Source organism: Mesorhizobium sp. W050, assembly GCF_054719535.1.
Genome location: NZ_JBTTIH010000001.1, coordinates 1,146,425 through 1,172,851, shown reverse-complemented (window position 1 = coordinate 1,172,851; position 26,427 = coordinate 1,146,425). Strand labels below are relative to the sequence as shown.

Genomic DNA, 26,427 nt, shown 5'->3' with positions numbered 1-26,427 from the left:
GCGACCTATGTGCCGAGGCGGTCCCGGGAGATGAAGGACATGATCACGCATATCTACAAAGGACTGGAATGTTTCCTGCTTGAGTGTTCGGCCGCGCTGGTCAGGCGCCGCGCCCTTGGTGGTTCGCGCAGCGATCCTCGGCAGTTGCGAGAACAGCGCAGAGATGAGTTCAGGGCCCGCAAAGGCGCCGAATGAGCGCCAAGATGGAGAGTCGGATGGGCTTCTTTGGAAAATATTTCTCAGGACTGTTGAGCAAGAAATCGACTGACGGCAAGGGGAGCGGCGATATGCGTAAAGCTACCGGCGCGGGTCCGGCGATTGCCGCGCATTCCAAAGATGCAAAGACATCCGCTGCTTCCGGTCAAAGCACCAATGCTTCGAGCAAAAATGCAGATGGACGATGACAAAAGGCAAGATTTGGCTACCGACCCTATGTCGCATCGAAGCGGCGCAAAGACGTTAAATCGTCGAGATGACCCGCATCGCAACCTTCAACGTCAATGGCGTCAACGGCCGACTGCCAGTGCTTCTCAAGTGGCTTGGCGAAACCGGCTATGACATCGTCTGCCTTCAAGAACTGAAGACCTCTGACGAAAAATATCCCGTCGATGCGATTAGAAACGCCGGCTATGGCGCAATCTGGCACGGACAGAAGTCCTACAATGGCGTGGCAATCCTCGCTCGCGGGATTGAGCCGCTGGAACGTCGTCGAGGTCTGCCGGGCGATCCCGACGATTCGCACAGCCGCTACATCGAGGCAGATGTGAATGGGCTTGTTGTCGGCTGCCTGTATTTGCCCAATGGCAATCCAGCGCCGGGGCCGAAGTTCGACTACAAACTTCGCTGGTTCCAACGTTTGATCACCTATGGCCAGGTGCTGCTCGGCGATAGCTCACCGACCATCCTGTGCGGCGACTATGACGTCGTTCCAGGCTCGATCGACGCGGCGGTGCCGGGGCGCTGGGTTGGCGATGCCGTTTACTTCCCCGAGAGCCGGAGCGCGTACGCCGAAATGCTTGCTCAGGGCTGGATCGATGCCGTCCGTCGCATTCATCCAGAAAAGGGAATTTACACCTATTGGAACTTCTCCTACCGCGGCGGGTACGATCGGAGTTCCGGGCTCCGGATGGACCATCTCTTGCTGAGTTCATCCCTATTGGATCGCCTGAAGAATGCCGGAGTAGATGCCGAAACGCGTGCATGGGACAAGCCGAGCGATCATGCGCCAGCCTGGATAGAACTTGATTGAGCTTCCTCGGCAAGGAGCCTGAAGACCTGGTGGCGCTCCTTCGTGATTAGATTTGGCCGCATGTCTATCGCCAACAATGAGGACTGCCGGCGCCAAGCGATTCAAAGGACGCAATGATGACAAACACTCAAAAGGAAGCTGAACTGATTGCGCGCCTTGCACGCCAGCATGGCGTCACTGATGGCGCTGTCATGGCTGTCCTTGAGGCGTTGCGGCGTGGTGGTGGAACCATGGCCCAGTTCAGCCACGTCGACTTCGGAGGAATGTCACAATGGTCCTCCGGCATGACGATGGTCGGCGACATGTTCGATGACAGCCTCAAGGCGAAGCTCAACACTATCGCGGCGGAGCTCTCGGCCTACCTGCGCGATCATCCCGCCAAGCCACAACGCGACGACACGAGCTATCGTTCTGCAGCTATGGCCCACGCCGGCTCATGGTGGCCTGAGGAGTTTGGGAGCCCATCTGCCGCTGGTTCTCCAAACAATATGCGCTACGCAGCGTTTCCTGAGCAAAGCCGCCTGGTCATCGACGATCATGGAAAGATGGAGATTTATGACACAGGCGACCATCGCATATCCGGTGTTTCGCAGAGCCAGAGCACGGACTCCACCCTGACCTTTGTCAGCCAGCACGGCGTGGTCCGCGTATCTGATCTCAAGCGCGTATCTGCGACGTAGGTCAGGGCCGCTTCAATGCAGACAGTCACGCTCATCGGCTATCTCGCGACCGTCTGCTCGATGAGCAGTTTCACCCCGCAAGCCTGGAAAATCATCAGGACACGAGAGACAAGCGGCATCTCCGCACCGATGTATGCCATCACTGTGTTGGGCTTCGCCTTGTGGCTGGCCTTCGGCATCATGAAGGCAGAGTGGCCGATCATAATCACGAATGGCGTCTGTCTCCTGCTGTCAGCCTTCATTCTCACAATGACAGTCCTGCCGCAGGCTGAGAAAGACGCAGTTGCCAAGGCTTTCGACCCCGACGACTAAAGCGCGTCGCGTTTGAACGGACTCAGAAAACGCGCGCTTTGGGTCTTTGTTTTATGCATCTCGTCGTCTCAAAACCGGAGCCACTTTTGAGCGACATGCATTAGCGCTTCCAACTTTTCAGAAGCGGACCTTGGCTACCATATGCAGGATCCTTGCGCGGACGCCCCACCTTGGGGATGGTTGCGAGCGCATCGCTATGCTGATCCTTGCTCCTACATTCGTCATAAGTCCCAAACGGAGGATACGCGCCGACAACCAAAAAATCATCGGATGCCGAGAGGCATTGGTGCCCGGTGCCTGCCGGGAGGACCGCGACGTCGCCAGCCTTCAGCGACAGCGTTCGTCCTTTCTTGCCCCCAAACCGGACTTCAGCATTTCCGCGGGCAATGCCCAGAACCTCGTGTATTTGCGAATGATAGTGAACGTAATCATAGATGCCGTTTCGCCAGCTATCGCCCCATCCGTTTGCATCGAAAAGCACCTCCATGACGGCTGCTGGATCAAGTCCTTCGGGCAATTCGACGGCGCCTCGATAAACGACGAGCGGCCATGCTGGATTATTGGGTACAAGTCCATCATCCTTGAACCAGAACTCATTCGACTTTCGCTGCCTCACAAATCCGGCGACAGCTTGCTTGCGCGGTCTTGCGAAACCGGTGACGTTCTCGATCACTTTCTTGCTGGTTTCCAAAATGCTCATCGACGCTGCCTCTAAAGCAGAGGTTAGTTTAGCCGCTCGCTCAGAGCTCGACCTTTGCGTTGTCGCCCACATTCGGCTTGGCGCCGGTAACGGCCGCAAACACCATCGTTGCGGTAGCCATCATTAGCCCCGGGCTGTCCCACAATTCGCCTTCCTCGGGTTTCACCGTTATCAGACGAATCTCGGGATCATCGGCATTATCCCACCAGGCTGAGTCAGTTTTCTCCCAGAGCTCGGCGATCTTTTCCCTGTCATTTGTCACTGTGGCCGGGCCTGACATCGTGACGTATTTGTAGTGGCTGTTGTCACTCCAGGCCAATGTGACCTTTGGATAGGTCGACAGCTGCTTGCTCTTGGCGCTGTCGTCATTGACGAGGAAGTATATGGCGTTTTCCTCACGGACCACACGCGCAGATAGCGGACGGGCTCGATTGTACTCGCCGTCCCAGGTCACGAACATGCAGACGTCGATGTTTTCGGCGAGTTCCCAGATGCGGTCTGTTGCCTCGGCGGGCGTGAGGTCCGTCTGCTGCTCTCGGCGGTTAGCCATAAGATGTCCTCCTGCGGGTGAATATCCTTGCTGACAACTCACGTCCCGCCACGACGTTCCAACTCACTGGTTCCTTCGACCTGCTAAGCGGCGGTGGAACTTTCGAAATTGCCGGAAGTTTGGATGGCAAACGCGAGGCCATGATGGCGGACAAGACGCTTCGAACATCAAAACGGACACCCGAGCAGGACGCAAAGGGTCAGTCGGAAAAGGACCACAAGGGCGGCGGAAGCGATGGCGTCGCCAGCGCCGATCCGCGGGTGATCTCCGGCAAAAAAGACGGCGACGCGACATTCCCTGTCAAGGGACCGAAGAAATAGCTATGAGCTCATTGGCAGGGCATCTGGCGGTGTCATCAATGCCACGGAGAAAATTGACGAACGGCTCAAGTCATTTCGCTAAGAGCGACAGAGTTAGGGCCGGCCTTCCCGACTTGCCGCCCGCCAAGTGCGATCGCGGCAATCGTCAATCCGCATCGGCCATGTCGTGTCTCCTACTGCGTCGGATGACACTTTACTTGCCGTCACCGACGCGGATCACCTTCAACCCTCAGGAGTTTCATGGCCGCATGACGCGCATCCGCCTGAAGGCGCTAATGGCAGCCTGGAAATTACGCGACCTTTGAAAAGAGAGCGACGTCGCATCTGGCTAAACCATAGCGCCATCGGTGATCGGTTGTGGCAACCCGGCTCTGGTAGAACAGTGAAAGCTGACTGCCATCGATCATCACTGTCGAGTGGCCGTTCTCGCCCGGTTGACCTGGCTCCAGCACCGGGCCGATCGAAACGTAAGGCCCGCTGACCTCGTCGGCGATGGCAAAAAACACCCGTTGCCGGTTTCCCCGAAGGCCATTCGGAAGAAAGCAAGTGGCGTTGAGAAGCACCCGGCCGTCCGGCAGCTCGATCAGTTGCGCGCCCTCAATGCCCCATTCGTAGTCGGGATCATCTCTGGTGTTATGGTGGGGAACATCGTTGTGGTCGAGGATTTTGCCGATCCGCTTCCACGGACCGAACCACGAGTCGGACTGGCTACGTGCCAGATAGATGTCGGGCTGAGGCACCCTGGTGAATTTTGGCATCGCCGAATAAACCAGGTAGCGCCCACCGCCAATGACTGCTGGATGCGGATCGTAAATGCCGTCCTCTTCCGTGTCCGGGATGGCCAGAATGGCCGGACTGAGGACTACCCAATGGAACCCGTCGTTGGAAACCGCATGCTCGCAACGGCCACCCGACTTCATGAATTCCGTCTGAATGAACATGTGGAAGACGCCGCACTCGTGGGTCACACCGGGAGCCGCAACACCAGTGCCGTTGATTGGAAGTTCGATCGGATCATGCTCGGCCCACGGCCCATAAAGATCGGGCGCCGTGGCATGCAAGATTCTCCACGTCTCGGTGGTGACCGTGCCGCTTGACCCGAAGACGTGCCAGACACGGCCATCGAAGACAGGACACGGGTCCTTGAGATCATCCACGCTTTGCGGATGAAACAGTGGAAAAACGTTGGTTTCAAAGTTGATGTTCATGTCAGCCCCGGAATTCGCCTCGGCAGTCGGAGACGCGCAGAGATACAGGCGAATCATTGATGTTAGGCACATTCTATAGCCAACGAGTTGAACGCAAATACGGCAATGCCGCTGTCCACCAGCATTCGTCGTTCAACCACGCTTTCAGTGGCGGCCGGGTCCCGACAGCCGCCCTCGCCTACGCAACCAGATCCCGCTTCGTGCGTGGACCAAGCGGGCGACCGGGCCTTCTTCATTTCAGTTGGAACAACTCACCTGATCGAAAGTTAGGAGCTGGAACTAAGTAGTTCTCTCCATTCGCGATTAACAAATGTTAATCGTAACATAAATAGTGTCACAGAGGGAGTATGTCAATGGAAGCGGCCTTTGGCGGGGTAACCGGCAGTCAATATGTTCGTCGCGAAAATATACTGGTTTGCTTCTCCCACTTACGATGGAATTTTGTTCACCAGCGTCCGCAGCATCTCCTCACTCTCGCATCCGCTCAGCAGCGAGTGGTCTACTTTGAAGAACCCGTTTTCGAAGAATTGCCGCAGCCGCTGATGCGGACGAGCGTGGCATCGGAAAACATTCTGATTGTCACACCAGTGCTGCCGCTTGGCACGTCGGCCGCGAAAGCAGATGCCGTCCAGCGGAGATTTGTGCAGCAGACCATCGCTTCTATGCCGCATAGCCGGCTGATCGCCTGGTACTACACCCCAATGGCTCTTCGCTTTACGGAATTCCTCGACCCAGACATATGCGTCTATGACTGCATGGACGAACTCTCTGCGTTCAGGAATGCGCCCCCCGAGCTGGGCCAGATGGAAAAGGCGCTTCTGCGCCGCGCGGATCTGGTTTTCACCGGTGGTCTAAGCTTGTTCGAGACCAAGCGTCACCTCCATCCCGCCATCTTTCCATTTCCGAGCAGCATCGATGTGAGGCACTTTCACACCGCAAGACGGCCAGGAAGGGACCCAGCGGACCAGGCGGGCATTCCTTCCCCGAGGGTTGGATATTTCGGCGTCATCGACGAGCGGCTGGACGTCGATCTCGTGGCGCTAGCGGCAAAGACAATGCCGGACGTGCATTTCGTCATGCTCGGTCCGGTTGTCAAGATCGACCCTGCAAGCCTGCCGCAAGCCGAAAACCTGCATTGGCTTGGCCCGAAAGCCTACTGCGATCTGCCCGACTATCTGCGCCATTGGGACGCCGGATGGATGCCGTTTGCCCTCAACGAGGCGACGCGTTTCATCAGCCCGACCAAGACGCCGGAATTTCTCGCGGCGGGTCTGCCGGTGATCTCGACGGCAATCGTCGACGTGGTGCGCAGTTACGGTGCTGCCGGGCTGGTGGAAATCGCCGACTGTGACGATCTGGAAATCAAGCTGCGCTCCGTTCTTTCGCGACCGCGTCAGATGCTCCTGCAGCAAGTCGATGCCTACCTTGCGGACATGTCCTGGGAACGGACATGGAATGCCATGGCAGCTCACATTGAGCGCGCCTATCAACGCAAGAAGGTCGTGCCCCTTCGCAGGAGTGCATAGCCATGTTCGATTGGCTGATCGTCGGCGCGGGTTTCGCCGGCAGTGTGCTTGCCGAAAGGATAGCGTCGCAGCGTCAGGAAAGCGTTTTGCTGATCGATCGCCGCAGCCATGTGGGAGGCAACGCCTACGACTGCTACAATGAAGCCGGCATCCTCATCCATCGCTACGGCCCGCACATCTTCCACACCAACAGCCAAACGATCGTGGACCACCTTTCGCAGTTCACGCAATGGCGGCCGTACGAGCACAGGGTGTTGGCGGCCGTGGACGGGCAACTGGTTCCCATCCCGATCAATCTCGACACCATCAACCGGCTTTACGGGCTGGACCTGACCTCGGCACAGCTGGAGGATTTCTTCGCGTCGCGACGCGAAACGGTGGAGGACGTCCGAACGGCTGAGGACGTCGTCGTCAGCACCGTGGGGCGCGAGCTCTATGAAAAATTCTTCCGCGGCTACACTAGAAAGCAATGGGGCGTCGATCCCAGTCAGCTGAGCAAATCCGTCACGGCACGAGTGCCGACCAGGACCAACCGTGACGACCGCTATTTCAGCGACAGCTTCCAGAAAATGCCGGCCGGCGGGTACACGCGGATGTTCGAACGCATGCTCGATCATCCAAACATCAAGATCATGCTGCAGACCGACTTCCGTGAAATTCGTGAGAAGATACCGTTCAGGCGCATGGTTTATACCGGCCCGATCGATGAATATTTCGGCTGGCAGCTCGGGCACCTTCCGTACCGTTCGCTTCGTTTCGAGCACGTTACACTGGATTGCGAGCAATTTCAGCCGGTTGCCGTGGTCAATTATCCCCAGACGGAGGATTACACGCGCATTACCGAGTACAAACATCTGACCGGCCAGCAGAGTTCGCGGACCAGCCTGACCTACGAATACCCCACGGACATCGGGGACCCGTACTATCCCGTGCCCCGGCCCGAAAACGAAGTGCTCTATAAGCGCTATGAAGCGCTCGCGGCAAGCTGCCCAGACGTGTGGTTTGTCGGTCGGCTTGCAACTTACCGCTATTACAACATGGACCAGGTAGTCGGACAGGCTCTGGCCACTTTCGCGCGCATCCAAAAAAGCCTCCCGGCCTGGGCACGCACGGAGGAGCCGTTGTTGGCCGAGCCGAGAAGATAGTTTCTTCCAAGACGGAAGATCGGGCGGGTATCAGAAGGAGAAACTCGATGGATACAAACTTCAACTCGGAAAGCCGTGAGATATTTATCGTCGGCTTGCGCAACGCGCACGCCATGGAAAATCAAGCGCTGTCGATCATGAAGCCTCAGGTCGAGCGTATAGAGAACTATCCGGAGGTGGCCGATCGCTTGCGCCGGCACATTCAGGAAACCGAAGGCCAGATCACGAGACTCGAGTCCGTCCTGGAGGGCCTTGGCGAGGAGCACTCCACCCTCAAGGACACTGCCTTGTCTATGGTTGGCAGCGTGGCCGCCATTGGACATTCGATGGCTGGCGACGAGATCATCAAGAACAGCCTGGCGAATTTCGCATTCGAGAACTACGAGATTGCTGCCTACAATTCGCTGCTGGTACTGGCCGACGCCGGGGGCTTCCAGGATGCTGAAAGGGCCCTCAAGCAGAACCTGAACGAAGAGGAAGCCATGGCCAATTGGCTCAAGGAAAATCTGAGCGACGTTACCATGCGGTATGCCAGGTTGCGCGAGGCTGGGGCGACTGCAAAAAGCTGATGCACCGCACCGGCGCGGGCGGCGTTTCAAAAACAGACGCTCGCCCGCCCCTCCCTCGTTGAGGCCTCTTCAAGGCGTCGTGTTCGCCACGAGAAGAGCTTGCTGACGGGCCAGTTCATCTGCTGTGGGTTTGCGCAGGTGTCGCCTGCCATCAGCCTGGATGACGGAAAACAAACCAACCTCGGCATGTCGCGAATTGTCCCAGCCCGGGTAGGCCGTTATCGGGTACAGGCAAATACCCTCGACCGGCGCTCCGAGACTGATTGCGGAACGCACCTCGTCGCAGACATAGTGGAGCCAAGCCGGCCCGCCGGATCCCTCGGAACCGGTCTCCGCAATGAACATCGGCTTGCCGTAGCGATGAGCAACTTCTAGCAACATTTCCGACAGGGCGCGGTACTCGTGGTGTCCCATCGGAATCGTCGGCCCGTTTACGTACCATTGATTGTGCGGGTAAAAATTCAAGCCCACGACATCGACAACATCTTCGCTCCCGCCCAACTCAGGTTCGACGCGGCCCAGCAACATGTCGTAAGCTTCGAACTGCCCCTGTCGGGCGTTTTCGGCCCGGCGCCGTTCGCTGCGGGTCCGGTCACGAGGGGCGATATGGATAAGCGGCTCGGCCCAGACAAATCTGCAGGCGGGATCGATCTCCCGCATTGCACGAACACCCGCGATGGCGGCCTTCACGAGGTGCCGCTTGAACCATCCACGTTTGTTCGGCCCCACACGCGGGAAATAGCCGACCTCAACAGCCCATGCGAAAAAGGAGATTTCGTTGATGGGACACAACAGAGGCGATGTTCCGGTGATCGAACGGTGTACCTTGACGGCTTCTGCCGCGAACGAGGCATAGGCGTCGATGAAATGCGGCGAGCCCTGATCGACATGGTCCGGAGATCCGTAGTGAAAGATGTCCCAGATTACCTGAACACCTGCCGATCGGGCTGCCTCAACCATTGGCGCCCAACTTGACCAGTCATAGGTTCCGGGAGCGGTTTCGATCAAATGCCAACGCAGGCCGTCGCGGATGGTGCGAAGGCCGAGTTCGGCGCAGCCGCGGTAGTCGCCCAGGGCATGCAAATTATGCGAGGTCGCACGAATAAGATCGAGGCGAACGCCGTCCTTGCGCCGGTGCGAGGAGCATTCAAAGCCTGCCATGAAAAAACTGGCGAAGCGCGAAGCTTCCGGAACCGAGGCCTCCGTCTGGCGTCCCACTTCGCTCATTTTTCGAAGTCTCCTTTGGGCAATCGGCTTCGAACTCGGCCGCCTTGTCCGGACCGGGAACCGCGTTGGCGAAATACCGAATTCAGTCGGGCGCGCCCCATGTTCGTTGCTCAGTCCAGCTCGTCCTTGCGTGGCCGGGTAGTGCCGAACCCATTGGTAGAGCCTTTGTTCCGGTGGTGAACTGTCCGGGCGCCGCGTGCAAATGAGGAACAAGGAGGCCCGTCCCAAGTTCGGGGCGATGTACAGCCGCCGTCATCCACTCGAGCGGCTGCTCGGCAACAACAGAGGCATGGGATCACATGACCGTTCAGATTCGACTTTCCGAGATCGACCACGCCAGGCGCGAGGATCGTGGCGACGGCGCTTGGAGCATCGCACCGGACCTGGGTTACTTGCGGCTAGCAATCGTCAATGTCGTGTTCTTCGGCGCACCGGGCAGCGGAGATCGGAACTGGGTGCTGATCGATACCGGGTTGCCGACGTCTCGCAGCAGCATTCTAGCGGTCGCGGAAAAGCGGTTCGGCGTCAACGCACGGCCGGCTGCAATCATCCTGACCCATGGCCATTTCGACCATGTGGGAACGGTTCTAGAACTCGCAAATGGCTGGGACGTGCCTGTCTTCGCCCATCCACTCGAGCACCCCTATTTGGACGGAACCACATCCTATCCGCCACCGGATCCCTGGGTTGGGGGTGGACTGATGGCGCTGCTTTCACCGCTTTTTCCACGCGGGCCAATCGATCTTGGCAGCCGTTTGCAACCCTTGCCCGCCGATGGATCGATCCCCGGAATGCCCGGATGGCAATGGCTGCACACACCCGGACATGCCCCTGGGCATATCTCGCTCTGGCGCGAGCAAGACCGCTCGCTCATCGTAGGAGACGCTTTCATCACCACCGGTCAGGAGTCGGTCTATGAAGTCGCCATACAGGATCTCGAGATGCACGGTCCGCCGCGCTATTTCACGCCAGACTGGGATGCAGCGGAAAGGTCCGTGAAGCATCTGGCTGCCTTGGGCCCCCAGATGGTCATCAGTGGACACGGTGCGGCTGCTGCGGGAGTGGGCATGCGTCAGGCTCTCGATAATCTGGCTGAGCGATTTAGGGTATTCGCCGTCCCGCCGAAATTGAAATTCGTGCGGGAGCCAGCGTCGCCGATAGCTAGGCCAATCGAGCCGCCATCGTTCTGAATGGCCAGATTGGGCCAAGGCGGGACCATCGGACAGAGTAACTCGGTCCAGCGGAACAAACCCGGCCGGCGACAGTTGGGGCACTCGCTCAGGTGGCGACACCCTGCGAAGTGCCGCGAGGTTCCGCGCCATGGGGAGGCTCAGATGGAAACCCGACGAACGCATGCCTCTAGCCCGCGTTCCCGCAAAGAGAGATTGCAGAGCCGGTGTTCTTGCCATCCAGCCCTAAGTTGACACGCCAACTGCTCTGGATCGTCGGAGGCGCATTCTTGCCCGGTTGCGCGGGGGGAGTGCTCGATCCCCAAGGACCAATTGGTGTCGGTAATCGCACGATCCTTTTGAACTCGCTGGCGGTGATGCTGGTGATCGTTGTTCCCACGCTTGTTGCGCTTCTGGCATTCGCCTGGAAGTTCCGCGCCTCGAACAGCAACGCCCGCTATAACCCGGAGTTCACCTATTCGGGACGCGTGGAGTTGATCGTCTGGTCGATCCCGACGCTCACCATCCTGTTCATTGGCGGTCTGATCTACTACGGATCGTATCAGCTCGATCCGCGCAAACCGATCCCTTCTAGCCAGCCGCCGCTCGACATTCAGGTGGTGGCGCTCGACTGGAAATGGCTGTTCCTATATCCCGAGCAGGGCGTGGGCGCTGTCAATCAACTGGTTATCCCCGCCGGTGTTCCAGTGCGTTTCAAGTTGACCTCGGCCAGCGTGATGAACACGTTCTTCGTGCCCCAGCTTGGCAGCATGGTCTACGTCATGAACGGCATGCAGACCGAATTGCATCTGCAGGCCGACCGCGAGGGCAGCTTTTTCGGCCAGTCGGCGCACTTCAGCGGCGACGGCTTCTCGGATATGAATTTCAGTGTGAGCGCGGTTTCAGCCGATGCCTTCACCCGCTGGGCGTCATCGCTGCGTGGCGGGGGCGGCGTGCTCAACGCCAACGCCTATCGCGAACTCGCCCGGCAAAGCACAAATGTGGCGCCGGCTTCCTTCGGTCATGTCCAGCCTGGGCTGTTCGAAACGGTCGTTCAGCAGACGCTCCCACCGGGTCCGGGGCCTGCTGAGAGCGCAGCCAGCGGCGAGCCACAGGTGAGCCCAAGGGCATTACCCGCGGCGGCGGCAACGATGACCCATCATCCACAAGGCGCAGAATGACGATGCTGGGCAAGCTCGACTGGTCGGCCGTTCCTTTCGATCAACCCATCCCCCTCGGCGCAGCCCTTGGCGTCTTTCTGGCAGCAGCCGCCGTGCTTGGCTGGATAACGGTGAAGGGGTACTGGCCGTATCTGTGGAGCGAGTGGATAAGCTCGGTCGACCACAAGCGCATCGGCGTGATGTACATTGTGCTGGCGATGCTCATGCTTCTTCGTGGTTTTATCGATGCTATCATGATGCGCACACAACAGGTGCTGGCGATTCACGGGCCGGGCTACCTCCCGCCGGAGCATTACGACCAGATCTTTTCCGCGCACGGCACGATCATGATCTTCTTCGCCGCGATGCCGTTCATGATCGGCCTGATGAATTTCGTCGTGCCGCTGCAGCTTGGCGTACGCGATGTCGCTTTTCCGACGCTCAATTCCGTCAGCTTCTGGCTGACGGCTTCCGGAGCCCTGCTGGTCAACATCTCGCTTGTGATCGGCGAGTTCGCGCGCACCGGCTGGCTGCCCTATGCCCCTTTGTCGGAAACCACCTACTCGCCGGGCGTCGGTGTCGATTATTATCTGTGGGCGATCCAGATCTCCGGCGTCGGCACGCTGCTCACCGGTGTCAACCTGGTGACGACCATCCTCAAGATGCGGGCGCCGGGAATGGGCTATCTGCGAATGCCGATGTTCTGCTGGACCTCGCTCGCGTCCAACCTGCTCATTGTCGCAGCCTTCCCGATCCTTACCGCCACGCTCGCAATGCTGACGCTGGACCGGTACCTCGGCTTCCACTTCTTCACCAACGAAGCCGGTGGAAATCAGATGATGTTCGTCGACCTGATCTGGGCGTGGGGCCATCCCGAAGTATACATCCTGGTGCTTCCCGCCTTCGGAATCTTTTCCGAGATTTTCTCGACTTTTTCATCGAAGCCGCTGTTCGGATACCGTTCGATGGTCGCGGCCACGATGTTCATCTGCATCGTCTCGTTCATGGTCTGGCTGCATCACTTCTTCACCATGGGTGCCGGAGCGGACGTTAATGCCGCCTTCGGCATCGCCACGTCGGTCATTGCCGTGGGAACCGGTGTGAAAATCTACAACTGGCTCTTCACCATGTATGGCGGGCGCGTTCGTTTCGACACGCCGATGCTTTGGGCACTGGCTTTCGTGACCACCTTCACCGTCGGCGGCATGACTGGCGTCCTGCTTGCCGTCCCGCCGGCCGACTTCGTGCTACACAATTCCCTTTTCCTCGTCGCGCATTTCCATAACGTCATCATCTCGGGCGTGTTGTTTGGAGCATTCGCCGGCTTCACCTACTGGTTCCCCAAGGCGTTCGGCTTCCGTTTGCACGAAGGCTGGGGAAAGGCGGCATTTTGGGTCACCTTGGCCGGCTACATGCTGGTCTTCGTACCGCTCTATATTGTCGGTCTGCTCGGCATGACGCGGCGCCTGCAACATATCGATATGGACCTTTGGGCACCGTGGCTGGTGGTGGCCGCTTTCGGCGTGGTGGTGATGATCGCCGGCGCGGCGCTGCAGATCACACAGCTTTTCGTTTCGATCCGGCATCGCGACAAGTTTCGCGACGAAACCGGCGACCCGTGGGACGGGCGTTCGCTGGAGTGGTCGACATCTTCTCCTCCTCCTGTCTTCAATTATGCACGGCTGCCTCACGTGGAAGACGAAGAGCCCTACTGGAGCATCAAGCAACGAGGGATCGAACAGAGCTCGGACGAGGAAAAGGCATATGAGCCGATCGAGATGCCTCGCAACAGCCCGACTGGCTTCGTCACCGCCTTCTTCAGCACACTGATCGGCTTCGCGCTGATCTGGCATATATGGTGGCTGGCGATCGTCGGCTTCATCGGCGCCTACGCAACCTTCGTCGTATTCGCCTGGCGCGATCATGGAGACTACGAGATCCCTGTCGACGAGGTCGCCCGCATCGATCATGACCACAAGGCAGCCCAGTTTGCCTGGCTGCGCGGGTGGGAGCGCCCGGCATGAGCGATCATGCATTCTCCAGCGTCGGCACCCACGCACGGGACCCGTATCGGCTTAATCACACCGGTCGGCATGCGGTGCGCTCTGCGACGGGCCACGGAGAAGGCGGCCCGGCCTCAAAGTTCGTCACGGTGACCTACGGCTTCTGGATCTTTCTCCTGTCCGACATCATCATGTTCTCGGCATTTTTCGCCGCCTACGCCGTGCTCGCCAAGGCAACCGCCGGCGGACCGACAGGCAAGGATCTGTTCGAACCGACACGGGTTGCGGTCCAGACGGGCCTTCTGCTCACTTCGAGCTTCACCGGCGGCGTGGCAACACTCGCCACCCGTCGCAGATCAATGGCTGCCACGCAGTTCTGGCTTCTCGTCACGGGGTTGCTCGGGGCAGCGTTCCTGTTCCTGGAACTACAGGAGTTCGCGGCAATGATCGGCGAGCAGGCAGGCCCCTCGCGCAGCGCATTTCTTTCTGCCTTCTTTGCGCTCGTTGGCTGCCACGGTGCCCATGTCGGTCTCGGCCTGCTCTGGCTGGGAACGATGATGGCGCAGCTGTGGGTCAAGGGCTTTCGGCCCGACATTTTGCGGCGGCTCCACTGCTTCGGGCTCTTCTGGCACGCCCTCGACATCATCTGGGTTGCCATCTTCACCCTGGTCTATCTGCTGGGAGCATCGTCATGACCGAGTTCGAGAGCAAGACCGGCGAGTTGCAGGACCGCCGCGATTCAGCGCCGGGCGAGGAACACATAAGCGAGCACGAAACGGCTGGGGGCCTCTCGGGCTATGTGCTCGGCTTCGGGCTGGCCATCCTGCTCACGATCGCGTCATTCCTGGCGGCGCGAACCGACCTGATTTACCAGCCCGCGGTCATCTCGGCCCTGGTGGTGCTCGCCGTTGCGCAGATGGGCGTGCATCTTGTCTTCTTTCTGCACCTGACCACCGGGCCGGACAACACCAACAACATCCTGGCCCTGGCCTTCGGCGTGCTGATCGTCGCGCTGGTGGTTCTGGGCTCTATCTGGATCATGGCCCATCTGAATGAAAACATGGCTGCCATGACACCCCATCAAGCCGGAACGATGCCTTGAACGCTGCCCTGCGAACGCACAGCCGCCACAGTGCACCATTCGCACCGTGGGGCGAGGAGACAAAAGGCTCGTCAGATCTCGTGCTTTGGCTGGGCTGCACGTAGGGCATCAAGCGCTAAGCGGACCGCATCGATGCCTGAGACGCCGGGCGGGATTGGCCTGAAAATCAGGCGGCCGTTCCGGTACTCCAGGCCCAAAGCCTTGCTGTTCCGCCATCGGGACGCCGACGGCTTGTTCCTAGGGGTGATCGCGATGGCCTCGGGACCCACATCGACTTTGCCGACGCCCAATTCCGACGCTGCTATTCGCAACCTGGTAAATTCCAGCAAAAGGGTTACTTCGCCAGGCATGTCTCCAAAGCGGTCCTCGAGCTCTTCGCTGAATGTATCGAGGTCCGGCTCCGAACGGATGCGGGAGAGCCGCGCATAGAGGCCAACGCGCACCGTAGGCTCGTCGACATAGCTCTCGGGAAAAGCCCCCTTTCCCGAGCCATTGATCTCGGCAAGTTGCTTGCCGAAGTTGGCCCCTCCGCCAGCCGCCGAGACCGCGCGCTCCAGCAAGTGCTCGTACAAGCCCACTCCGATCAGCTTCATATGCCCGGCCTGGTCTTCTCCGAAAAGATCGCCGGCGCCACGCAGGTCGAGGTCCCTTTGACTGATTGCCAGGCCTGAGCCGAGCCGATCGAGCGCAAGCATCGTCGAAAGCCGGGCCCTGGTGCTGTCGGTCAGTTCAACGCCAGGCTGGGTCAGAAGAAACGCAACGGCCTGCACCGCCCCCCTTCCGACCCGGCCCCGCAGCTGGTGCAACTGCGCCAGACCGAACCGGTCGGGGCGCCAAACGATGATGGTGTTGGCCCGCGGCACATCGAGGCCGCTCTCGATGATGTCGGTGCTCAACAAAATGTCGCCATCACCGTCGGCGAATCCGACCATGACTTCGTCCAGCTGTCTCCCCTTCATTTCACCATGCGCCGTCTTGACCCCGAGTTCCGGCACCAGTCTGTTCAGCTGGTCACAGGCCGGGGCAATATCCTCGATACGCGGGACCACGAAGAAGCTCTGTCCACCCCGGTGAAATTCACGCAGGAGGGCCGCGCGCACCGATGCTGGATCGAACGCTGCCAAGATCGTGCGAACGGGACGTCTTTTGGCGGGCGGAGAGTTTAGGACGCTGACGTCCTGGATGCCTGACAACGCCGATTGCAACGTCCGGGGTATCGGTGTGGCGGTCATGCTCAGCGTATGGAGGCGAGGCGCCATGGTCCGCAGCGCGCGCTTCAACTTGACCCCGAACCGGTGCTCCTCGTCGATCACCAGCAGTCCAAGATTGGCGAAGGTGACGCTCTTGGACGCCAGGGCCTGAGTACCCACAACGACCGCAACCTGGCCGCTCCGCAGACCCTCTTTTGCCGCTCTCGCCTCCGCTGCCCCGACCATTCTTGAAAGGTGGGCGACCTGCAGGCCGGTTCCTGCGAAGCGGCGGCTGAACGTCTCATAGTGCTGTCGTGCCAACACCGTTGTCGGCGCTATGATAGCAACCTGTTTCCCGCAGAAAGCCGCGGCGGCGCAAGCACGCAGGGCGACCTCTGTCTTGCCGAAGCCGACATCGCCGCAGACGAGCCGGTTCATTGTTCTTCCCGACGAAAGATCATCGAGCACAGCGCGGATGGCGGCCGCTTGGTCGGGCGTCTCCGTATAGGGAAATCTCGCCGCAAAACGGGCCAAGTCCGTGCGGGAGGGCTTTATGATCTCGGCAGGCTGGCTGGACCTGATTTTGGCAAGACTCAAGAGGCGTTTGGCCAGCCTGTCGATCTCGCGCAACGCAGCTTCGCGTCGCTTCGGCCAGCCCTCGCCTTTGAGGCGATCAAGCGACACTGCCTCCGGTTCCGAGCCGTAGCGCCATATTCGTCCAAAGTCGTCGACCGGAACCAGCAAGGAAGCCCCGCCATGATATTCCAGTCTGACGACATCCTGTTGCTGGCCAGCCAACTCGACCTGTTCGACCGCGGCGAGCACGCCCAGGCCATGGTCTTCATGGACGACGACATCGCCAATGCGCAACTCGGGTTCGAGTATGCCCGTGGTCGCGCTCCCGCTCGCCTTTAACGCGGGCCCAAACAGGTCGGATGCGGCCACCACGGCGATATTGGATTGCGCGTCGACAAACCCTTCGTCGAGGACGAATTCAGCCTTGAGAACAGAGCCCCTCGCGGCCGAAAGGATTTGCGGCAAGTCGGCCGCTTCCTCTGCCCGCCGGCCTAGTCTCCTATCGAGCAGGCGATCTGCTCGCTGCAGTTCAGAGGCATCGCCGGTGAACACTACTCTGACTCCGGCACTCGTCTGCCCTCTGATGAATTCCGCGAAATCATACCCGGGTCGGGCCTGGCGGAAGAATTTGGGAACTCCCACGGCAGAAACGGCTAGTCTCACGCAGCAGCGGTTAAGCAGAGCAGCGTCCCACTCTTCACGGGATAGGTAAAATCGTCCCGGCAAAGGTTTTTTCGTTCCGGCTGCCTCCTGCCTGGCACGACGTGCATCCTCGACCAGATCCAGAATTCTGCCGAGCGGCTGCCCGTCGGTCCCTTCAAGGAAGGAGATCGAAGCGCTGGATGCCGCATCGAAGACGGATGGCATAGCGCCATACGATGCGACCAGGCGCTCCTCCATCGACGTCGCGCGCATCGCTGTCAACTCAGGATGCTCACCAGCTTTAAAGATCAGCTCGGATGCCGGTCCGACCGTAATCGAGTCTCGAACCTGATCGCTGAGCTGACTGAGCGGGTCGTAGGTCTTGAGCTGCCGGATGCAGGCATCGGGATCAACGATGACGCGAACGGGGCCATCCGCGCCAGCAGGGAAAATATCGATGAGATCGCCCCGAAAGGCTATCTCACCCGGTTCGTCGACCCTCTCGTCGACGACATAGCCAATGGCTTCGGACCAGGTTCTAAAATCGTCACGGTCGAGCTTTTGTCCCACCTCCAGAATTGTGAAACCGCCAGCGATGACCGGAGCAGGCGGCACCCGCTGCAGAATGGCTTCGAGCGACATTACAGCGATGCGCGGGCGATCCGGCTTCGTTGCGATCTCACGCAACGCACGAAGCCTTCGCCCCATATTGGCGCGTGTGGGCCACACCCTGTCGTAGGGCAGGCAATCCCAGGACGGCAGCAAGATTATATCCGCGTCAGGCAGGAACTGACGCAAGGCGCCGGCGATCTCCTCGGCACTGCGTTCCGAGGGAGCTATATGGATGATGTGCTTGTCCCGACTGGTCTCCAGGCCACGGGCCAGCGCTACCGCGATTGCTGAGGTTGGCGGTCCGCCGTGCTCTATCGCAAACCCGCTGTCATCCGTGTGATCGATTTGTTCGACATCCGTCCGCGAAATATGCCTGTTCACTGAAATCTCACCTTGCCACTGAGACAACGTCAGCGGAGCCACCCCGTTCCTGGTGGCGCATCAAAGAGTTCCAGGACGGGCTGCGGGTGCAGCCCTCGAAAGGGCGGAGCGAAGGGTCAAAGCTGCGCCGTGATCGGCGAACTCCTGGGGCTGGCTGCCCAGCGGGACAATTTCTAACCGAGCCTATGTCATAGGTTAATGCATTGCTGCCTGCCTCACCTATGGCTGTCCTAAAAAACTGTGCTTCGATCATTCCGGGATCCTCAACCACCCTCGACGCTGGCAGAACGCTCCAGGCATGGGACCATGCCGCACGGCGGCGCCTTCTGCCGCCGCGCATATGTCCCCATGCCAATCGGAACTTTTGGCGCGGATAATAGTTCGATCACCAACATCAGCCAGGTAGTCAATTTGTTCCCCACCTCATCCTCGGATGTACTCATTCGCAAGCTTCAGACCATCTCGGATCTTCGAGAGGCCGACATCGGCGTTCTGAAAGGCATTCCGATCCAGGAGAAGGAATATTCGGCCAACCACGATCTGGTGCGTGAGGGCGACCGTCCTGTTTACTCGTTTATCGTTCTTGATGGCTTGGTCGGTTCCACCAAACATACGGGCGAAGGAAAGCGACAAATCACATCATTCTTCGTCGCCGGCGACATTCCTGATCTGCATGGGCTGCATCTGTCCGTCATGGATTGTAACTTCTCGACCCTTACGCCGGCGCGAATAGGTTTCATGCGGCATGACACTCTGCGTGCCGTTTGCGACCAGCACCCTCGCATCGCCACCGCTTTTTGGCGGTCGACGTTGATAGATGCCGCGATTTATAGGGAGTGGGTCATCAATGTGGGAAGGCGCGAGGCATACACCCGCATGGCTCACATCCTGTGCGAACTGATTTTTCGCTTGCGCTCCATGGGGCGCATTGAGGATCACGTGGCGGATATTCCCATTACACAGGCGGCCCTTGGCGATGCACTGGGTTTGTCCACGGTCCACGTCAACCGGATGCTCCAGGAACTACGACGCAGAGGCCTCATTGCCACCTCGGGATCAAAAGTTCACGCACTGGACTGGGCTGGCCTCACTCACGCAGGAGATTTCGACACGACCTACCTGCACCAAAGGAACCCCGCAGATTAGCAGTGACGGAAGCTCTCCGATGGCACGATTTTTCTTCGACAGCGGCGATGGCGATCTCATCTTCGAGGACGAAATAGGTGTCGAATGCGCTGGCCTCGAGGAGGTCCGCCGCGCGGGATTCGAGGGCCTTGTCGACCTCACGAGAGAGTCACTGAAGAGCGTCGACGGGCAGCAATTGTTTATCGAAGTGCGCGATGAAAATGGCGCCAAGATTTTGCGGCTGAGCCTCTCGCTTCGGGTAAAATCGAACGTATAAATTTGCACTCTACGCGCAGCGTTAGGCGAGCGGACTGGGACTGCAAACATCCACTGGCACGTCGTGTCTCAAAACCAGGGCCACTTTTGAGCGACATGCATTAACCCATAGATTGTGCCTCGATTTGTGTACAGGACGGGGAACCATCAAAGAGCCGCCGAGTTCGTCCAACGGACAAGCTCGGAATCTAACATGGAAGAAATCGGCAAGGCACAACAAAAGGTCATAGCCCGCCTCATACGGCAGTGGATTTCATCGGACGCCAATCGTCGCCAGCTTCGCCAGTTGCTGGATCTGCCGACAGATACGGACATGCCCAGCGAGCATCGGTCATTGCTTGACGAACTCGACCGAAAGCTCAACCAATGAGCGCCCCTGCTTTCGGGAGGGCTCCCGAGTGGATGCGAGCCGGTGGCGAGGGGAAGGAGCTGAGGTCGACATCTGGTTGAGGCCGCCGGCCCAAGCAGACGCGAACGCTTTACGCCAGACAGCGCCGATTGAATGTTCCGTGGTTTTCGTGGAGCCGCGGTCCGATTCCTAGAGGTGAGTTTCTGCACCTTGCTGCGCGTTTAAAAGTTGAGAAACGGCAGTTATGATCTGCGGCAGAAAAAAGGGCTTGGTGATCATTATGCTGTTGGGCACACCTTCCGCTCCCCAGTGTACCGCGCTGTCGCCACTGATATAGACAACGGGGATGGTAGAGTTGGACCTTCGCAAGTGCCGAGCGACCTCCCACCCCGACTGTCCTGGTCCCAAACGGATGTCCGTGAGTACGGCCTTGAACTTGGTCGGATCGGGGTCGAAAGCCGCCAGCGCCTCGGCGGCACTCCGAGTGCCGACCACCTGGAAGCCGGCCTCCTCCAAAGCTGACTCGAGGTCGAGCAGGATCATTGTCTCATCTTCGACGATCAGAACAGCACCTTCGCTCATCCGGAATCTCCCCAAGCCGCCACCGCTAATACGATTTCGGCGTCAACTTGGTTCCATCTGACCCGCAGCAGCCTTTTGGCTATCGAAGCTCTACGCTGCCTCGATTGCGCGGCGGACTTGTGACGTCGGGAAGCCACCCTGGAAAAGGCCGACACCGGCTTAGCTGCTTCGACAGCCTTGGCAATGAGGCTGAATTACAGGTTGTAGCCGACGCTGAACCGTCGCCGACGAGGTCGCTTTGATCAAGCGTTCTCCTGATCTTCAGAAGCTTGCTGGATTTGCGTCATCACCTTTTGGGGATCGACATTCTCGGCGAGTTCCGGCAGCTCTTTGTCGGCCGGGGTCGAGATATTCAGACGCGCCGTCAAGGCAGCCACCATCTCGATCAGCCGCGTGGTTTCATGTTCGTTTAGAAGGCTGATCTGCAAATCCAGTTCGGCTCGGCGCTCGCTGTGTGCGGCCATTCTGTTCTGATTGATCAGCACGAAAGTAGACAGGAAGATTGCCTCAACCGAGGCGACCATGGCCAGGATCACGAAAGTCGGGTCCCAGGCTGGGACGGCTGGTATCGCGCCAAGGTTCGCGAGGACCCAGACGACAAGAATTGCAAGGTGCAAATAGACGAAAGTCATGCTTCCCGCGAAGCGCGAAACAACGCCGGCGACCCACGCTTGAACACCTTGGTGCTCCTCTTGCTGTCGCCTGTGCTCGACCAGGGCCTGTATGTTCTGGTGGAGCACCGACTGCATGTCGGCTGGACGTTGGTCGCTCATTTGAAAGCCCCGTTTGGAGATCATTCCGTGCAAGCGGCGTCGCTTATCGCCGGTGGCTCCCGCGAGGCCGGATCTGCCTTGAACTCGTCGGCACGCGACTTGGGTCGCTGCCGACGGCCCGCTTGGAACAAGGCGTGCCGCCCTGCAATGGTGTGCACCATGCCAACCACGGCTTGCGGGGCGCTCTGATGAACCATATGGCCGGCGCCCGGAACCACCTCAAGGAGAGACCTACCGACTTCCGCGTGCAAGCGTCGTGCATCGCGTTGCGCGTCGAACAACCGGTCCCCGGATCCCGCCATGATGCCGGTGGGCACGGCAATGTCCCTATAGTTGGCTTTTCCCAAGAGGGACGCGGCCAGCATCGATGCTGTCTCCAGAGAAACCGCCCGCAGTTGGGAAGGGCGGCTGGCGACATCTTTGGCCAGTGCGGCGAAGTCGCTGGCGACGACGGCGGGTTTAAAGATCTTCTCCATTGCCCAATGCCAGGCAAGCCTTACAAGCGGGGGCAGCAAGGTGTGACGAAACGCGGTGCCGATCACAGGCAATGCAGGGAGTGCGGCCAGTGCAAGATCCAGCCGCGGTGACGGATAGTAGTAACCCGAGACCAGCACGATGCCGGCGACCGATGGAGAATGCCTTCGCGCCAACTCGAGGGCGATCCAAGCTCCCCAGGAATGTCCAAGCACGAGGTATTTCTCTATACCCAGCCCGCAGGCGGCGGCATGTATAAGGTCGGCTTGGTCGCGAGCGGACCAACGCCGGCCGCGCGGCCGTGAGCTTCGCCCAAAACCGGGACGATCAAATGCAATCACCCGGTAGGTCTTTGCCGCCTCATCGAAGATGCCGCTCGACTTGAAATCCTCCGCCATGGATCCATTGCCATGCAGGAGAAGCAGCGGCATGCCGGTTCCGGCTTCGATAAAATGCAGGCGCAGACCATCGATCTCCATCACACGTCCGCACGCCCGGCCGGCAATCGCACGTTTGGCGCGGATGGCGTTGTATGCCGCCAGCGCCGCCAACGAGGCCGCGAGCAACCCGGTCGCGAGTTTCGGTCCATCTCTGTCGAACGCCATGCCCGTGCCTGTTGGAAACTATCTGCCGACCCCAACTCTCGGGGCGAAAGCTTGTTCCGCCAGACAAGACAACGCTGTACAACCGGCTCAAGCGGCTAAAGTAGGCCTTCTCCATGGAGTTGGGACCGTTAAGCCTGGGCAGCGCTGCTGCCTCCCAGTTTCCAATCACCCTGCCAACGTGCGCGCACGGCAATCATCAGCATGGCCGCTTCCGTCATCCCGGTCTGGAAAAGTCTGACCAACTCTCTCGCGATGGATTCTGCCGCGGTAGTGTCCGACGAAATCTCAAATTCCTCACACAGCGCGTCGAAAACCGACCGAAGCGTTTTCAGGTCGTCTGGATAGAGAGCGTCCGTATTCGTAAGAATGGGTCGGTCAAGCATCAAACGTCTCCAAACGAGTGAAGTGCGGTTCGGGCACCCAGCCAGCGGGAGCTCGTCAAGTGCCCGCTGGTTTCCCCCTTTATCCGCCACAGCGCGCCAAGCTGTCATTAACCTATGACCGGTGCGGCGTGTTCGGCTGACCGGCCCGCCAAAGAAACTGCCGTCCTGCGGGGAACTCTTGGCCGCAGACTGCATTTAAGTCCGGGCAAAACGGGGGCGAAATGGGGGCCACTTCAAGCAATCCGCGATCTGAACTGCAGCGCTTCGAGCTTTTGGCAGCGCTGGGCGACCGTATTCGCGAGATTACGGATCCCGCAGAACTGGCCTACGCAGCCGCGGAACTGCTGGGGAACCATTTTGGCATCAGCCGAGCCGGATACGGCACGATCGATCTAGAGAAAGAAACGATCACCATCGACAGGGACTGGAACGCGCCAGGCATCAAAAGCCTGGCTGGGACGCTGAATTTCAGGAACTACGGCTCGTATATCGAGGATTTGAAGCGAGGCGAAACCGTTGTCTTTGAAAACGCCGAGACAGATCCGCGAACCAGCGGCCATGCGGAGGCACTCAAAGCCATCAGCGCCCAATCCGTCATCAACATGCCCGTCACCGAGCATGGCGGGCTGGTGGCGCTGTTATACCTGAACCACTCCGCGCCCAGACGCTGGGCGACGGAGGAAGTAGCCCTCATTTCGGCAGTCGCGGACCGGACGCGTACGGCGATAGAACGCCTTCGCGCCGAACTGGCCCTGCGTGAGAACGCCGAACGCCTTGCTTTTCTCGACCGCCTCGGCAGGGAGATAGCCCTCGCGGCCGACGCCGATGCTGTCATGCAGATCACCACTCGGCTCCTCGGCGAACATCTTGGCGTGTCGATTTGCGCCTATGCCGACATGGAGCAGGACCAAGACCATTTCACCATCCGCGGCGATTGGAGCGCACCTGGCTCGCCCAGCATCAGGGGATATTACAGTCTTGCCGATTTCGGTCGCCTGGCTGTCACCAACCTCAGCGCCAACAAGCCGCTTATCATCAACAACAACCTTGAGGAAATTGCTCCCGAGGAAGCGAAGACCTTTCAGGATATCGGGATAACGGCAACCATCTGTATGCCTTTGGTCAAACAAGGCCGACTGACTGCCCTGATGGCCATCCACGACAAGCAGCGCCGCGTCTGGTCGCAACGCGAACTGTCCTTGCTGACCGAGGTGACGGAGCGGTCCTGGGCTCACATCGAGCGCGTTCGCTCGGAACAGGCGGCACGGGCCAGCGAGGAGAGGCTGAGGCTTGCCACCGACGCGGCCGCTATTGGCACCTGGGATTACGATCCCATCAGCGGAGTGCTGCGTTGGGACGACCGGTGCAAAGCCCTTTTTGGTTTGCCGCCGGACGCGGAGGTGACATATGAAAGCGCCTTCCTGGCGGGCCTCCACCCGGAAGATCGCGCACGGGCCGACGAGGCCGTACGCCAGTCGCTCGCGCCGGGCACCCCCTCCCGCTACGACATCGAATACCGGACGATCGGCCTTCGGGATGGCAAGGAGCGCTGGATTGCCGCAACGGGGGAAGCGCTTTTCCAGTCCGGCCGTGCGATCCGCTTCATCGGCACCGTGGTTGATGTCACCGCGCGAAAGCGGGTGGAGCATCAGCTTCAGTTGATGAACGCTACGGTGGCAGCCGTGGCGGCCGAGCTTGACGTGGAGCGAATTGTCCAGACGGTAACCGATGCCGGCGTCGTGCTGTCGGGCGCACAATTTGGAGCTTTCTTCTACAATGTGATCGACGACAAGGGCGACAGCTATGTGCTCTACGCCCTTTCGGGGGCACCTCGTTCTGCTTTCGAAAACTTTCCCATGCCGCGCAACACCGCGGTGTTCGAGCCCACTTTCCGCGGCACAAGCGTGGTGCGTTCCGACGATATCCTCACCGATCCGCGTTACGGCAAGAACTGGCCCCGCAAGGGAATGCCGGAGGGCCATCTGCCGGTGCGTTCCTATCTCGCCGTGCCGGTCGTCTCGCGTTCGGGCGAGGTCCTGGGCGGCCTCTTCCTTGGTCATTCAGAGACCGGCGTGTTCGCCGAACAGCAAGAAGCGGCCTTGCTGGGGCTTGCCGGCCATGCCGCGACGGCCATCGACAACTCCCGGCTGTTCAAGGCGCTGCAGACACTCAACGGCACGCTCGAACAACGTGTCAAAGATGAAGTTGCGGAACGCGCCAGAGCAGAAGAGCACCTGCGCCAAGCCCAGAAGATGGAAGCTGTCGGACAGCTCACCGGTGGCATCGCGCACGACTTCAACAATATGCTGGCCGTCATCATCGGCGGCCTGAACCTTGTGCAGCGCAAGCTCAGAAACGGCGATACCAACGTCCACCAATTCGTAACCGGCGCGATCGATGGAGCACAACGTGCCGCAGAACTTACCAGGCGACTGCTCGCCTTTTCCCGCCAGCAACCACTGGCGCCGAAGCGGCTGAATCCAAATCGCCTCGTCTCCGGTATGAGCGAATTGCTGAACCGGACGCTTGGCGAGACCATCCAGATCGAGACCGTGCTCGCTGCGGGCCTATGGCATGTCGAGGCCGACGCAGGGCAATTGGAAAGCGCGCTGCTCAACCTTTGCGTCAACGCAAGGGATGCCATGCCTGCTGGCGGCAAGCTGACGATCGAGACATCAAACGCCCACGTCGACGATCGCTATGCCAGGGAGAACGCGATCCCCTCCGGCCAGTATGTGATGATAGCGGTCACCGATACAGGAACGGGCATGACTGCTGATGTTGTCGCAAGAGCCTTCGATCCGTTCTTCACCACCAAGGGGGTCGGCAAAGGCACCGGGCTGGGACTCAGCCAAGTCTATGGGTTTGTTCGCCAGTCCGGCGGCAGTGTGAAGATCTATTCCGAGCAGGGCATCGGAACCACCTTGAAAATATATTTGCCGCGCTCGCACCATGGCGTGCTCGACAGCCAAATCGACGTCGTGGCAGGCGAGCACCCCGGCTGTGCAGACGAGATCATCATGGTTGTCGAGGATGAAGATCGCGTCCGGCTGATGGCCGCGGAAGCGCTGCGGGAACTGGGCTACTCCGTGCTGGAAATGCAAGGTCCACGCGAAGCGCTGGTGGCCGTCGAAAGCGGGCAAGTGCCGTCGCTTCTGTTCACCGACGTGGTGATGCCGGAGATGTCGGGCCGGGAGCTGGTGGATCAGGTCAAGACAATGCACCCGTCGCTAAAAGTGCTCTACACCACCGGCTACACACGAAATGCGATTGTCCACAACGGCACGCTCGATTTCGGAACCGAACTTTTGACCAAGCCCTACACGATCGACGAATTGGCAGAGAAAGTCCGGAAGGTGCTGGATCGAAAGTGAACGGGCAACAGCCCGCGACGCTCGCCGTGTGACCGAACCCGGCGTTTGCCGCGTAAGGTGTGCGGCGAAACGGGCCGAAGGTGTCGACACCGACATCGTATTAATATGGCCCGGCTTCACTTTTCCGAGCCAGTATCCCTCCAGATTTTGTCGACCTCTTGCCCA

At 59.5% G+C, this 26,427-nt stretch carries 27 protein-coding genes; 18 read left to right on the top strand and 9 right to left on the bottom strand.

The genetic code is table 11. The annotated features are described in order from the left end of the window. Positions 1-39 precede the first annotated feature (39 nt). From ACYG9Y_RS05620 to ACYG9Y_RS05600, 5 genes are all read left to right on the top strand, one after another. Positions 40-195 carry a hypothetical protein gene (locus tag ACYG9Y_RS05620; RefSeq protein ID WP_155929676.1) on the top strand — a complete coding sequence of 52 codons (156 nt, stop codon included), beginning with the start codon at positions 40-42 and terminating at the stop codon, positions 193-195. Further along, complete coding sequence (locus tag ACYG9Y_RS05615) at positions 192-404, top strand: hypothetical protein (protein WP_245259911.1); 213 nt, start codon at positions 192-194, stop codon at positions 402-404. The genes ACYG9Y_RS05620 and ACYG9Y_RS05615 overlap by 4 nt, the downstream gene beginning before the upstream one ends. Positions 405-472: 68 nt before the next feature. Beyond that, entirely contained in the window at positions 473-1,249 is a 777-nt protein-coding gene (gene xth / locus ACYG9Y_RS05610) for an exodeoxyribonuclease III (RefSeq protein ID WP_023739552.1), read from the top strand. A 113-nt stretch (positions 1,250-1,362) separates the two neighbouring features. After that, positions 1,363-1,929: a hypothetical protein gene (locus ACYG9Y_RS05605; RefSeq protein WP_023739553.1), complete on the top strand. Its 567-nt coding sequence runs from the start codon at positions 1,363-1,365 to the stop codon at positions 1,927-1,929. Positions 1,930-1,944: 15 nt separating this feature from the next. Then, the gene (locus tag ACYG9Y_RS05600) at positions 1,945-2,241 is read left to right on the top strand and encodes a SemiSWEET family sugar transporter (RefSeq protein WP_023687830.1); all 297 of its coding nucleotides are present in this window, start codon (positions 1,945-1,947) and stop codon (positions 2,239-2,241) included. A gap of 100 nt (positions 2,242-2,341) precedes the next feature. On the opposite strand, the gene ACYG9Y_RS05595 is transcribed toward ACYG9Y_RS05600, so the two are convergent. Then, positions 2,342-2,941 (bottom strand): cupin, encoded by a 600-nt coding sequence (locus ACYG9Y_RS05595; RefSeq protein ID WP_023739554.1) that lies wholly within the window; start codon positions 2,939-2,941, stop codon positions 2,342-2,344. Between the two features lie 40 nt (positions 2,942-2,981). Beyond that, complete coding sequence (locus tag ACYG9Y_RS05590; RefSeq protein WP_023739555.1) at positions 2,982-3,491, bottom strand: pyridoxamine 5'-phosphate oxidase family protein; 510 nt, start codon at positions 3,489-3,491, stop codon at positions 2,982-2,984. Positions 3,492-3,508: 17 nt separating this feature from the next. Here ACYG9Y_RS05590 and ACYG9Y_RS05585 point away from each other — a divergent pair, with 17 nt between their 5' ends. Further along, positions 3,509-3,811, top strand: coding sequence for a hypothetical protein (locus ACYG9Y_RS05585; RefSeq protein ID WP_155929678.1), 303 nt, complete (start codon positions 3,509-3,511; stop codon positions 3,809-3,811). A gap of 290 nt (positions 3,812-4,101) precedes the next feature. Here the strand turns inward: ACYG9Y_RS05585 and ACYG9Y_RS05580 are convergent, their stop codons facing one another. Continuing rightward, the gene (locus ACYG9Y_RS05580; RefSeq protein WP_023668035.1) at positions 4,102-5,019 is read right to left on the bottom strand and encodes a glycoside hydrolase family protein; all 918 of its coding nucleotides are present in this window, start codon (positions 5,017-5,019) and stop codon (positions 4,102-4,104) included. A 353-nt stretch (positions 5,020-5,372) separates the two neighbouring features. On the opposite strand from ACYG9Y_RS05580, the gene ACYG9Y_RS05575 reads away from it, so the two are divergent. From ACYG9Y_RS05575 to ACYG9Y_RS05565, 3 genes are read left to right on the top strand one after another with little or no spacing between them, the layout of a single operon-like run. Beyond that, entirely contained in the window at positions 5,373-6,545 is a 1,173-nt protein-coding gene (locus tag ACYG9Y_RS05575; protein WP_023704621.1) for a glycosyltransferase family protein, read from the top strand. Between the two features lie 2 nt (positions 6,546-6,547). Then, positions 6,548-7,690 carry a UDP-galactopyranose mutase gene (gene glf / locus ACYG9Y_RS05570; RefSeq protein WP_023681140.1) on the top strand — a complete coding sequence of 381 codons (1,143 nt, stop codon included), beginning with the start codon at positions 6,548-6,550 and terminating at the stop codon, positions 7,688-7,690. Positions 7,691-7,737: 47 nt separating this feature from the next. Continuing rightward, a complete protein-coding gene (locus tag ACYG9Y_RS05565; protein WP_023687824.1) occupies positions 7,738-8,259 on the top strand; it encodes a ferritin-like domain-containing protein in 522 nt (173 codons plus the stop codon). A 69-nt stretch (positions 8,260-8,328) separates the two neighbouring features. On the opposite strand, the gene ACYG9Y_RS05560 is transcribed toward ACYG9Y_RS05565, so the two are convergent. Next, positions 8,329-9,486, bottom strand: coding sequence for a hypothetical protein (locus ACYG9Y_RS05560; RefSeq protein ID WP_023739556.1), 1,158 nt, complete (start codon positions 9,484-9,486; stop codon positions 8,329-8,331). 299 nt (positions 9,487-9,785) lie between these two features. Between ACYG9Y_RS05560 and ACYG9Y_RS05555 the strand changes: the two genes are divergently transcribed. From ACYG9Y_RS05555 to cyoD, 5 genes are all read left to right on the top strand, one after another. Further along, entirely contained in the window at positions 9,786-10,676 is an 891-nt protein-coding gene (locus ACYG9Y_RS05555; protein ID WP_023668030.1) for an MBL fold metallo-hydrolase, read from the top strand. A 230-nt stretch (positions 10,677-10,906) separates the two neighbouring features. After that, positions 10,907-11,836 (top strand): ubiquinol oxidase subunit II, encoded by a 930-nt coding sequence (gene cyoA, locus ACYG9Y_RS05550; RefSeq protein ID WP_245260467.1) that lies wholly within the window; start codon positions 10,907-10,909, stop codon positions 11,834-11,836. Between the two features lie 2 nt (positions 11,837-11,838). Beyond that, the gene (gene cyoB, locus ACYG9Y_RS05545) at positions 11,839-13,839 is read left to right on the top strand and encodes a cytochrome o ubiquinol oxidase subunit I (RefSeq protein ID WP_023704618.1); all 2,001 of its coding nucleotides are present in this window, start codon (positions 11,839-11,841) and stop codon (positions 13,837-13,839) included. Then, positions 13,836-14,513, top strand: coding sequence for a cytochrome (ubi)quinol oxidase subunit III (locus tag ACYG9Y_RS05540; RefSeq protein WP_023739558.1), 678 nt, complete (start codon positions 13,836-13,838; stop codon positions 14,511-14,513). Before cyoB ends, ACYG9Y_RS05540 begins: the two co-directional genes overlap by 4 nt. Further along, positions 14,510-14,920: a cytochrome o ubiquinol oxidase subunit IV gene (gene cyoD / locus ACYG9Y_RS05535; RefSeq protein ID WP_023668026.1), complete on the top strand. Its 411-nt coding sequence runs from the start codon at positions 14,510-14,512 to the stop codon at positions 14,918-14,920. The genes ACYG9Y_RS05540 and cyoD overlap by 4 nt, the downstream gene beginning before the upstream one ends. Before the next feature lie 71 nt (positions 14,921-14,991). Here cyoD and ACYG9Y_RS05530 read toward each other — a convergent pair whose 3' ends face one another. Then, positions 14,992-18,321 carry a DEAD/DEAH box helicase gene (locus tag ACYG9Y_RS05530; protein ID WP_023739559.1) on the bottom strand — a complete coding sequence of 1,110 codons (3,330 nt, stop codon included), beginning with the start codon at positions 18,319-18,321 and terminating at the stop codon, positions 14,992-14,994. Between the two features lie 306 nt (positions 18,322-18,627). On the opposite strand from ACYG9Y_RS05530, the gene ACYG9Y_RS05525 reads away from it, so the two are divergent. The 3 genes from ACYG9Y_RS05525 (at position 18,628) to ACYG9Y_RS05515 (ending at position 20,092) form a co-directional block, all read left to right on the top strand. Continuing rightward, positions 18,628-19,467 (top strand): Crp/Fnr family transcriptional regulator, encoded by an 840-nt coding sequence (locus ACYG9Y_RS05525; RefSeq protein ID WP_245260468.1) that lies wholly within the window; start codon positions 18,628-18,630, stop codon positions 19,465-19,467. Between the two features lie 19 nt (positions 19,468-19,486). Continuing rightward, complete coding sequence (locus tag ACYG9Y_RS05520) at positions 19,487-19,723, top strand: DUF6894 family protein (RefSeq protein WP_023668023.1); 237 nt, start codon at positions 19,487-19,489, stop codon at positions 19,721-19,723. 192 nt (positions 19,724-19,915) lie between these two features. After that, positions 19,916-20,092 (top strand): hypothetical protein, encoded by a 177-nt coding sequence (locus tag ACYG9Y_RS05515; protein WP_023725512.1) that lies wholly within the window; start codon positions 19,916-19,918, stop codon positions 20,090-20,092. A 168-nt stretch (positions 20,093-20,260) separates the two neighbouring features. On the opposite strand, the gene ACYG9Y_RS05510 is transcribed toward ACYG9Y_RS05515, so the two are convergent. The 4 genes from ACYG9Y_RS05510 to ACYG9Y_RS05495 form a co-directional block, all read right to left on the bottom strand. After that, positions 20,261-20,653, bottom strand: a complete 393-nt coding sequence (locus tag ACYG9Y_RS05510) for a response regulator (protein WP_023668021.1) — start codon at positions 20,651-20,653, stop codon at positions 20,261-20,263. Positions 20,654-20,895: 242 nt separating this feature from the next. After that, complete coding sequence (locus tag ACYG9Y_RS05505) at positions 20,896-21,426, bottom strand: DUF1003 domain-containing protein (protein WP_023739561.1); 531 nt, start codon at positions 21,424-21,426, stop codon at positions 20,896-20,898. 20 nt (positions 21,427-21,446) lie between these two features. Continuing rightward, the gene (locus ACYG9Y_RS05500) at positions 21,447-22,505 is read right to left on the bottom strand and encodes an alpha/beta fold hydrolase (protein WP_023739562.1); all 1,059 of its coding nucleotides are present in this window, start codon (positions 22,503-22,505) and stop codon (positions 21,447-21,449) included. 128 nt (positions 22,506-22,633) lie between these two features. Beyond that, the gene (locus tag ACYG9Y_RS05495) at positions 22,634-22,888 is read right to left on the bottom strand and encodes a hypothetical protein (RefSeq protein WP_023696347.1); all 255 of its coding nucleotides are present in this window, start codon (positions 22,886-22,888) and stop codon (positions 22,634-22,636) included. A gap of 221 nt (positions 22,889-23,109) precedes the next feature. Between ACYG9Y_RS05495 and ACYG9Y_RS05490 the strand changes: the two genes are divergently transcribed. Further along, a complete protein-coding gene (locus tag ACYG9Y_RS05490; RefSeq protein ID WP_023739563.1) occupies positions 23,110-26,262 on the top strand; it encodes a GAF domain-containing hybrid sensor histidine kinase/response regulator in 3,153 nt (1,050 codons plus the stop codon). The last annotated feature ends 165 nt before the right edge of the window (positions 26,263-26,427 follow it).

Bases quoted from the DNA above. Each gene is read 5' to 3' on its own strand.
- ACYG9Y_RS05620 (WP_155929676.1), top strand. From the start codon at position 40: ATGATCACGCATATCTACAAAGGACTGGAATGTTTCCTGCTTGAGTGT.
- ACYG9Y_RS05615 (WP_245259911.1), top strand. From the start codon at position 192: ATGAGCGCCAAGATGGAGAGTCGGATGGGCTTCTTTGGAAAATATTTC.
- xth (WP_023739552.1), top strand. From the start codon at position 473: ATGACCCGCATCGCAACCTTCAACGTCAATGGCGTCAACGGCCGACTG.
- ACYG9Y_RS05605 (WP_023739553.1), top strand. From the start codon at position 1,363: ATGATGACAAACACTCAAAAGGAAGCTGAACTGATTGCGCGCCTTGCA.
- ACYG9Y_RS05600 (WP_023687830.1), top strand. From the start codon at position 1,945: ATGCAGACAGTCACGCTCATCGGCTATCTCGCGACCGTCTGCTCGATG.
- ACYG9Y_RS05595 (WP_023739554.1), bottom strand. From the start codon at position 2,941: ATGAGCATTTTGGAAACCAGCAAGAAAGTGATCGAGAACGTCACCGGT.
- ACYG9Y_RS05590 (WP_023739555.1), bottom strand. From the start codon at position 3,491: ATGGCTAACCGCCGAGAGCAGCAGACGGACCTCACGCCCGCCGAGGCA.
- ACYG9Y_RS05580 (WP_023668035.1), bottom strand. From the start codon at position 5,019: ATGAACATCAACTTTGAAACCAACGTTTTTCCACTGTTTCATCCGCAA.
- ACYG9Y_RS05575 (WP_023704621.1), top strand. From the start codon at position 5,373: ATGGAAGCGGCCTTTGGCGGGGTAACCGGCAGTCAATATGTTCGTCGC.
- glf (WP_023681140.1), top strand. From the start codon at position 6,548: ATGTTCGATTGGCTGATCGTCGGCGCGGGTTTCGCCGGCAGTGTGCTT.
- ACYG9Y_RS05565 (WP_023687824.1), top strand. From the start codon at position 7,738: ATGGATACAAACTTCAACTCGGAAAGCCGTGAGATATTTATCGTCGGC.
- ACYG9Y_RS05560 (WP_023739556.1), bottom strand. From the start codon at position 9,486: ATGAGCGAAGTGGGACGCCAGACGGAGGCCTCGGTTCCGGAAGCTTCG.
- ACYG9Y_RS05555 (WP_023668030.1), top strand. From the start codon at position 9,786: ATGACCGTTCAGATTCGACTTTCCGAGATCGACCACGCCAGGCGCGAG.
- cyoB (WP_023704618.1), top strand. From the start codon at position 11,839: ATGCTGGGCAAGCTCGACTGGTCGGCCGTTCCTTTCGATCAACCCATC.
- ACYG9Y_RS05540 (WP_023739558.1), top strand. From the start codon at position 13,836: ATGAGCGATCATGCATTCTCCAGCGTCGGCACCCACGCACGGGACCCG.
- cyoD (WP_023668026.1), top strand. From the start codon at position 14,510: ATGACCGAGTTCGAGAGCAAGACCGGCGAGTTGCAGGACCGCCGCGAT.
- ACYG9Y_RS05525 (WP_245260468.1), top strand. From the start codon at position 18,628: ATGCCGCACGGCGGCGCCTTCTGCCGCCGCGCATATGTCCCCATGCCA.
- ACYG9Y_RS05520 (WP_023668023.1), top strand. From the start codon at position 19,487: ATGGCACGATTTTTCTTCGACAGCGGCGATGGCGATCTCATCTTCGAG.
- ACYG9Y_RS05515 (WP_023725512.1), top strand. From the start codon at position 19,916: ATGGAAGAAATCGGCAAGGCACAACAAAAGGTCATAGCCCGCCTCATA.
- ACYG9Y_RS05510 (WP_023668021.1), bottom strand. From the start codon at position 20,653: ATGAGCGAAGGTGCTGTTCTGATCGTCGAAGATGAGACAATGATCCTG.
- ACYG9Y_RS05505 (WP_023739561.1), bottom strand. From the start codon at position 21,426: ATGAGCGACCAACGTCCAGCCGACATGCAGTCGGTGCTCCACCAGAAC.
- ACYG9Y_RS05500 (WP_023739562.1), bottom strand. From the start codon at position 22,505: ATGGCGTTCGACAGAGATGGACCGAAACTCGCGACCGGGTTGCTCGCG.
- ACYG9Y_RS05495 (WP_023696347.1), bottom strand. From the start codon at position 22,888: ATGCTTGACCGACCCATTCTTACGAATACGGACGCTCTCTATCCAGAC.
- ACYG9Y_RS05490 (WP_023739563.1), top strand. From the start codon at position 23,110: ATGGGGGCCACTTCAAGCAATCCGCGATCTGAACTGCAGCGCTTCGAG.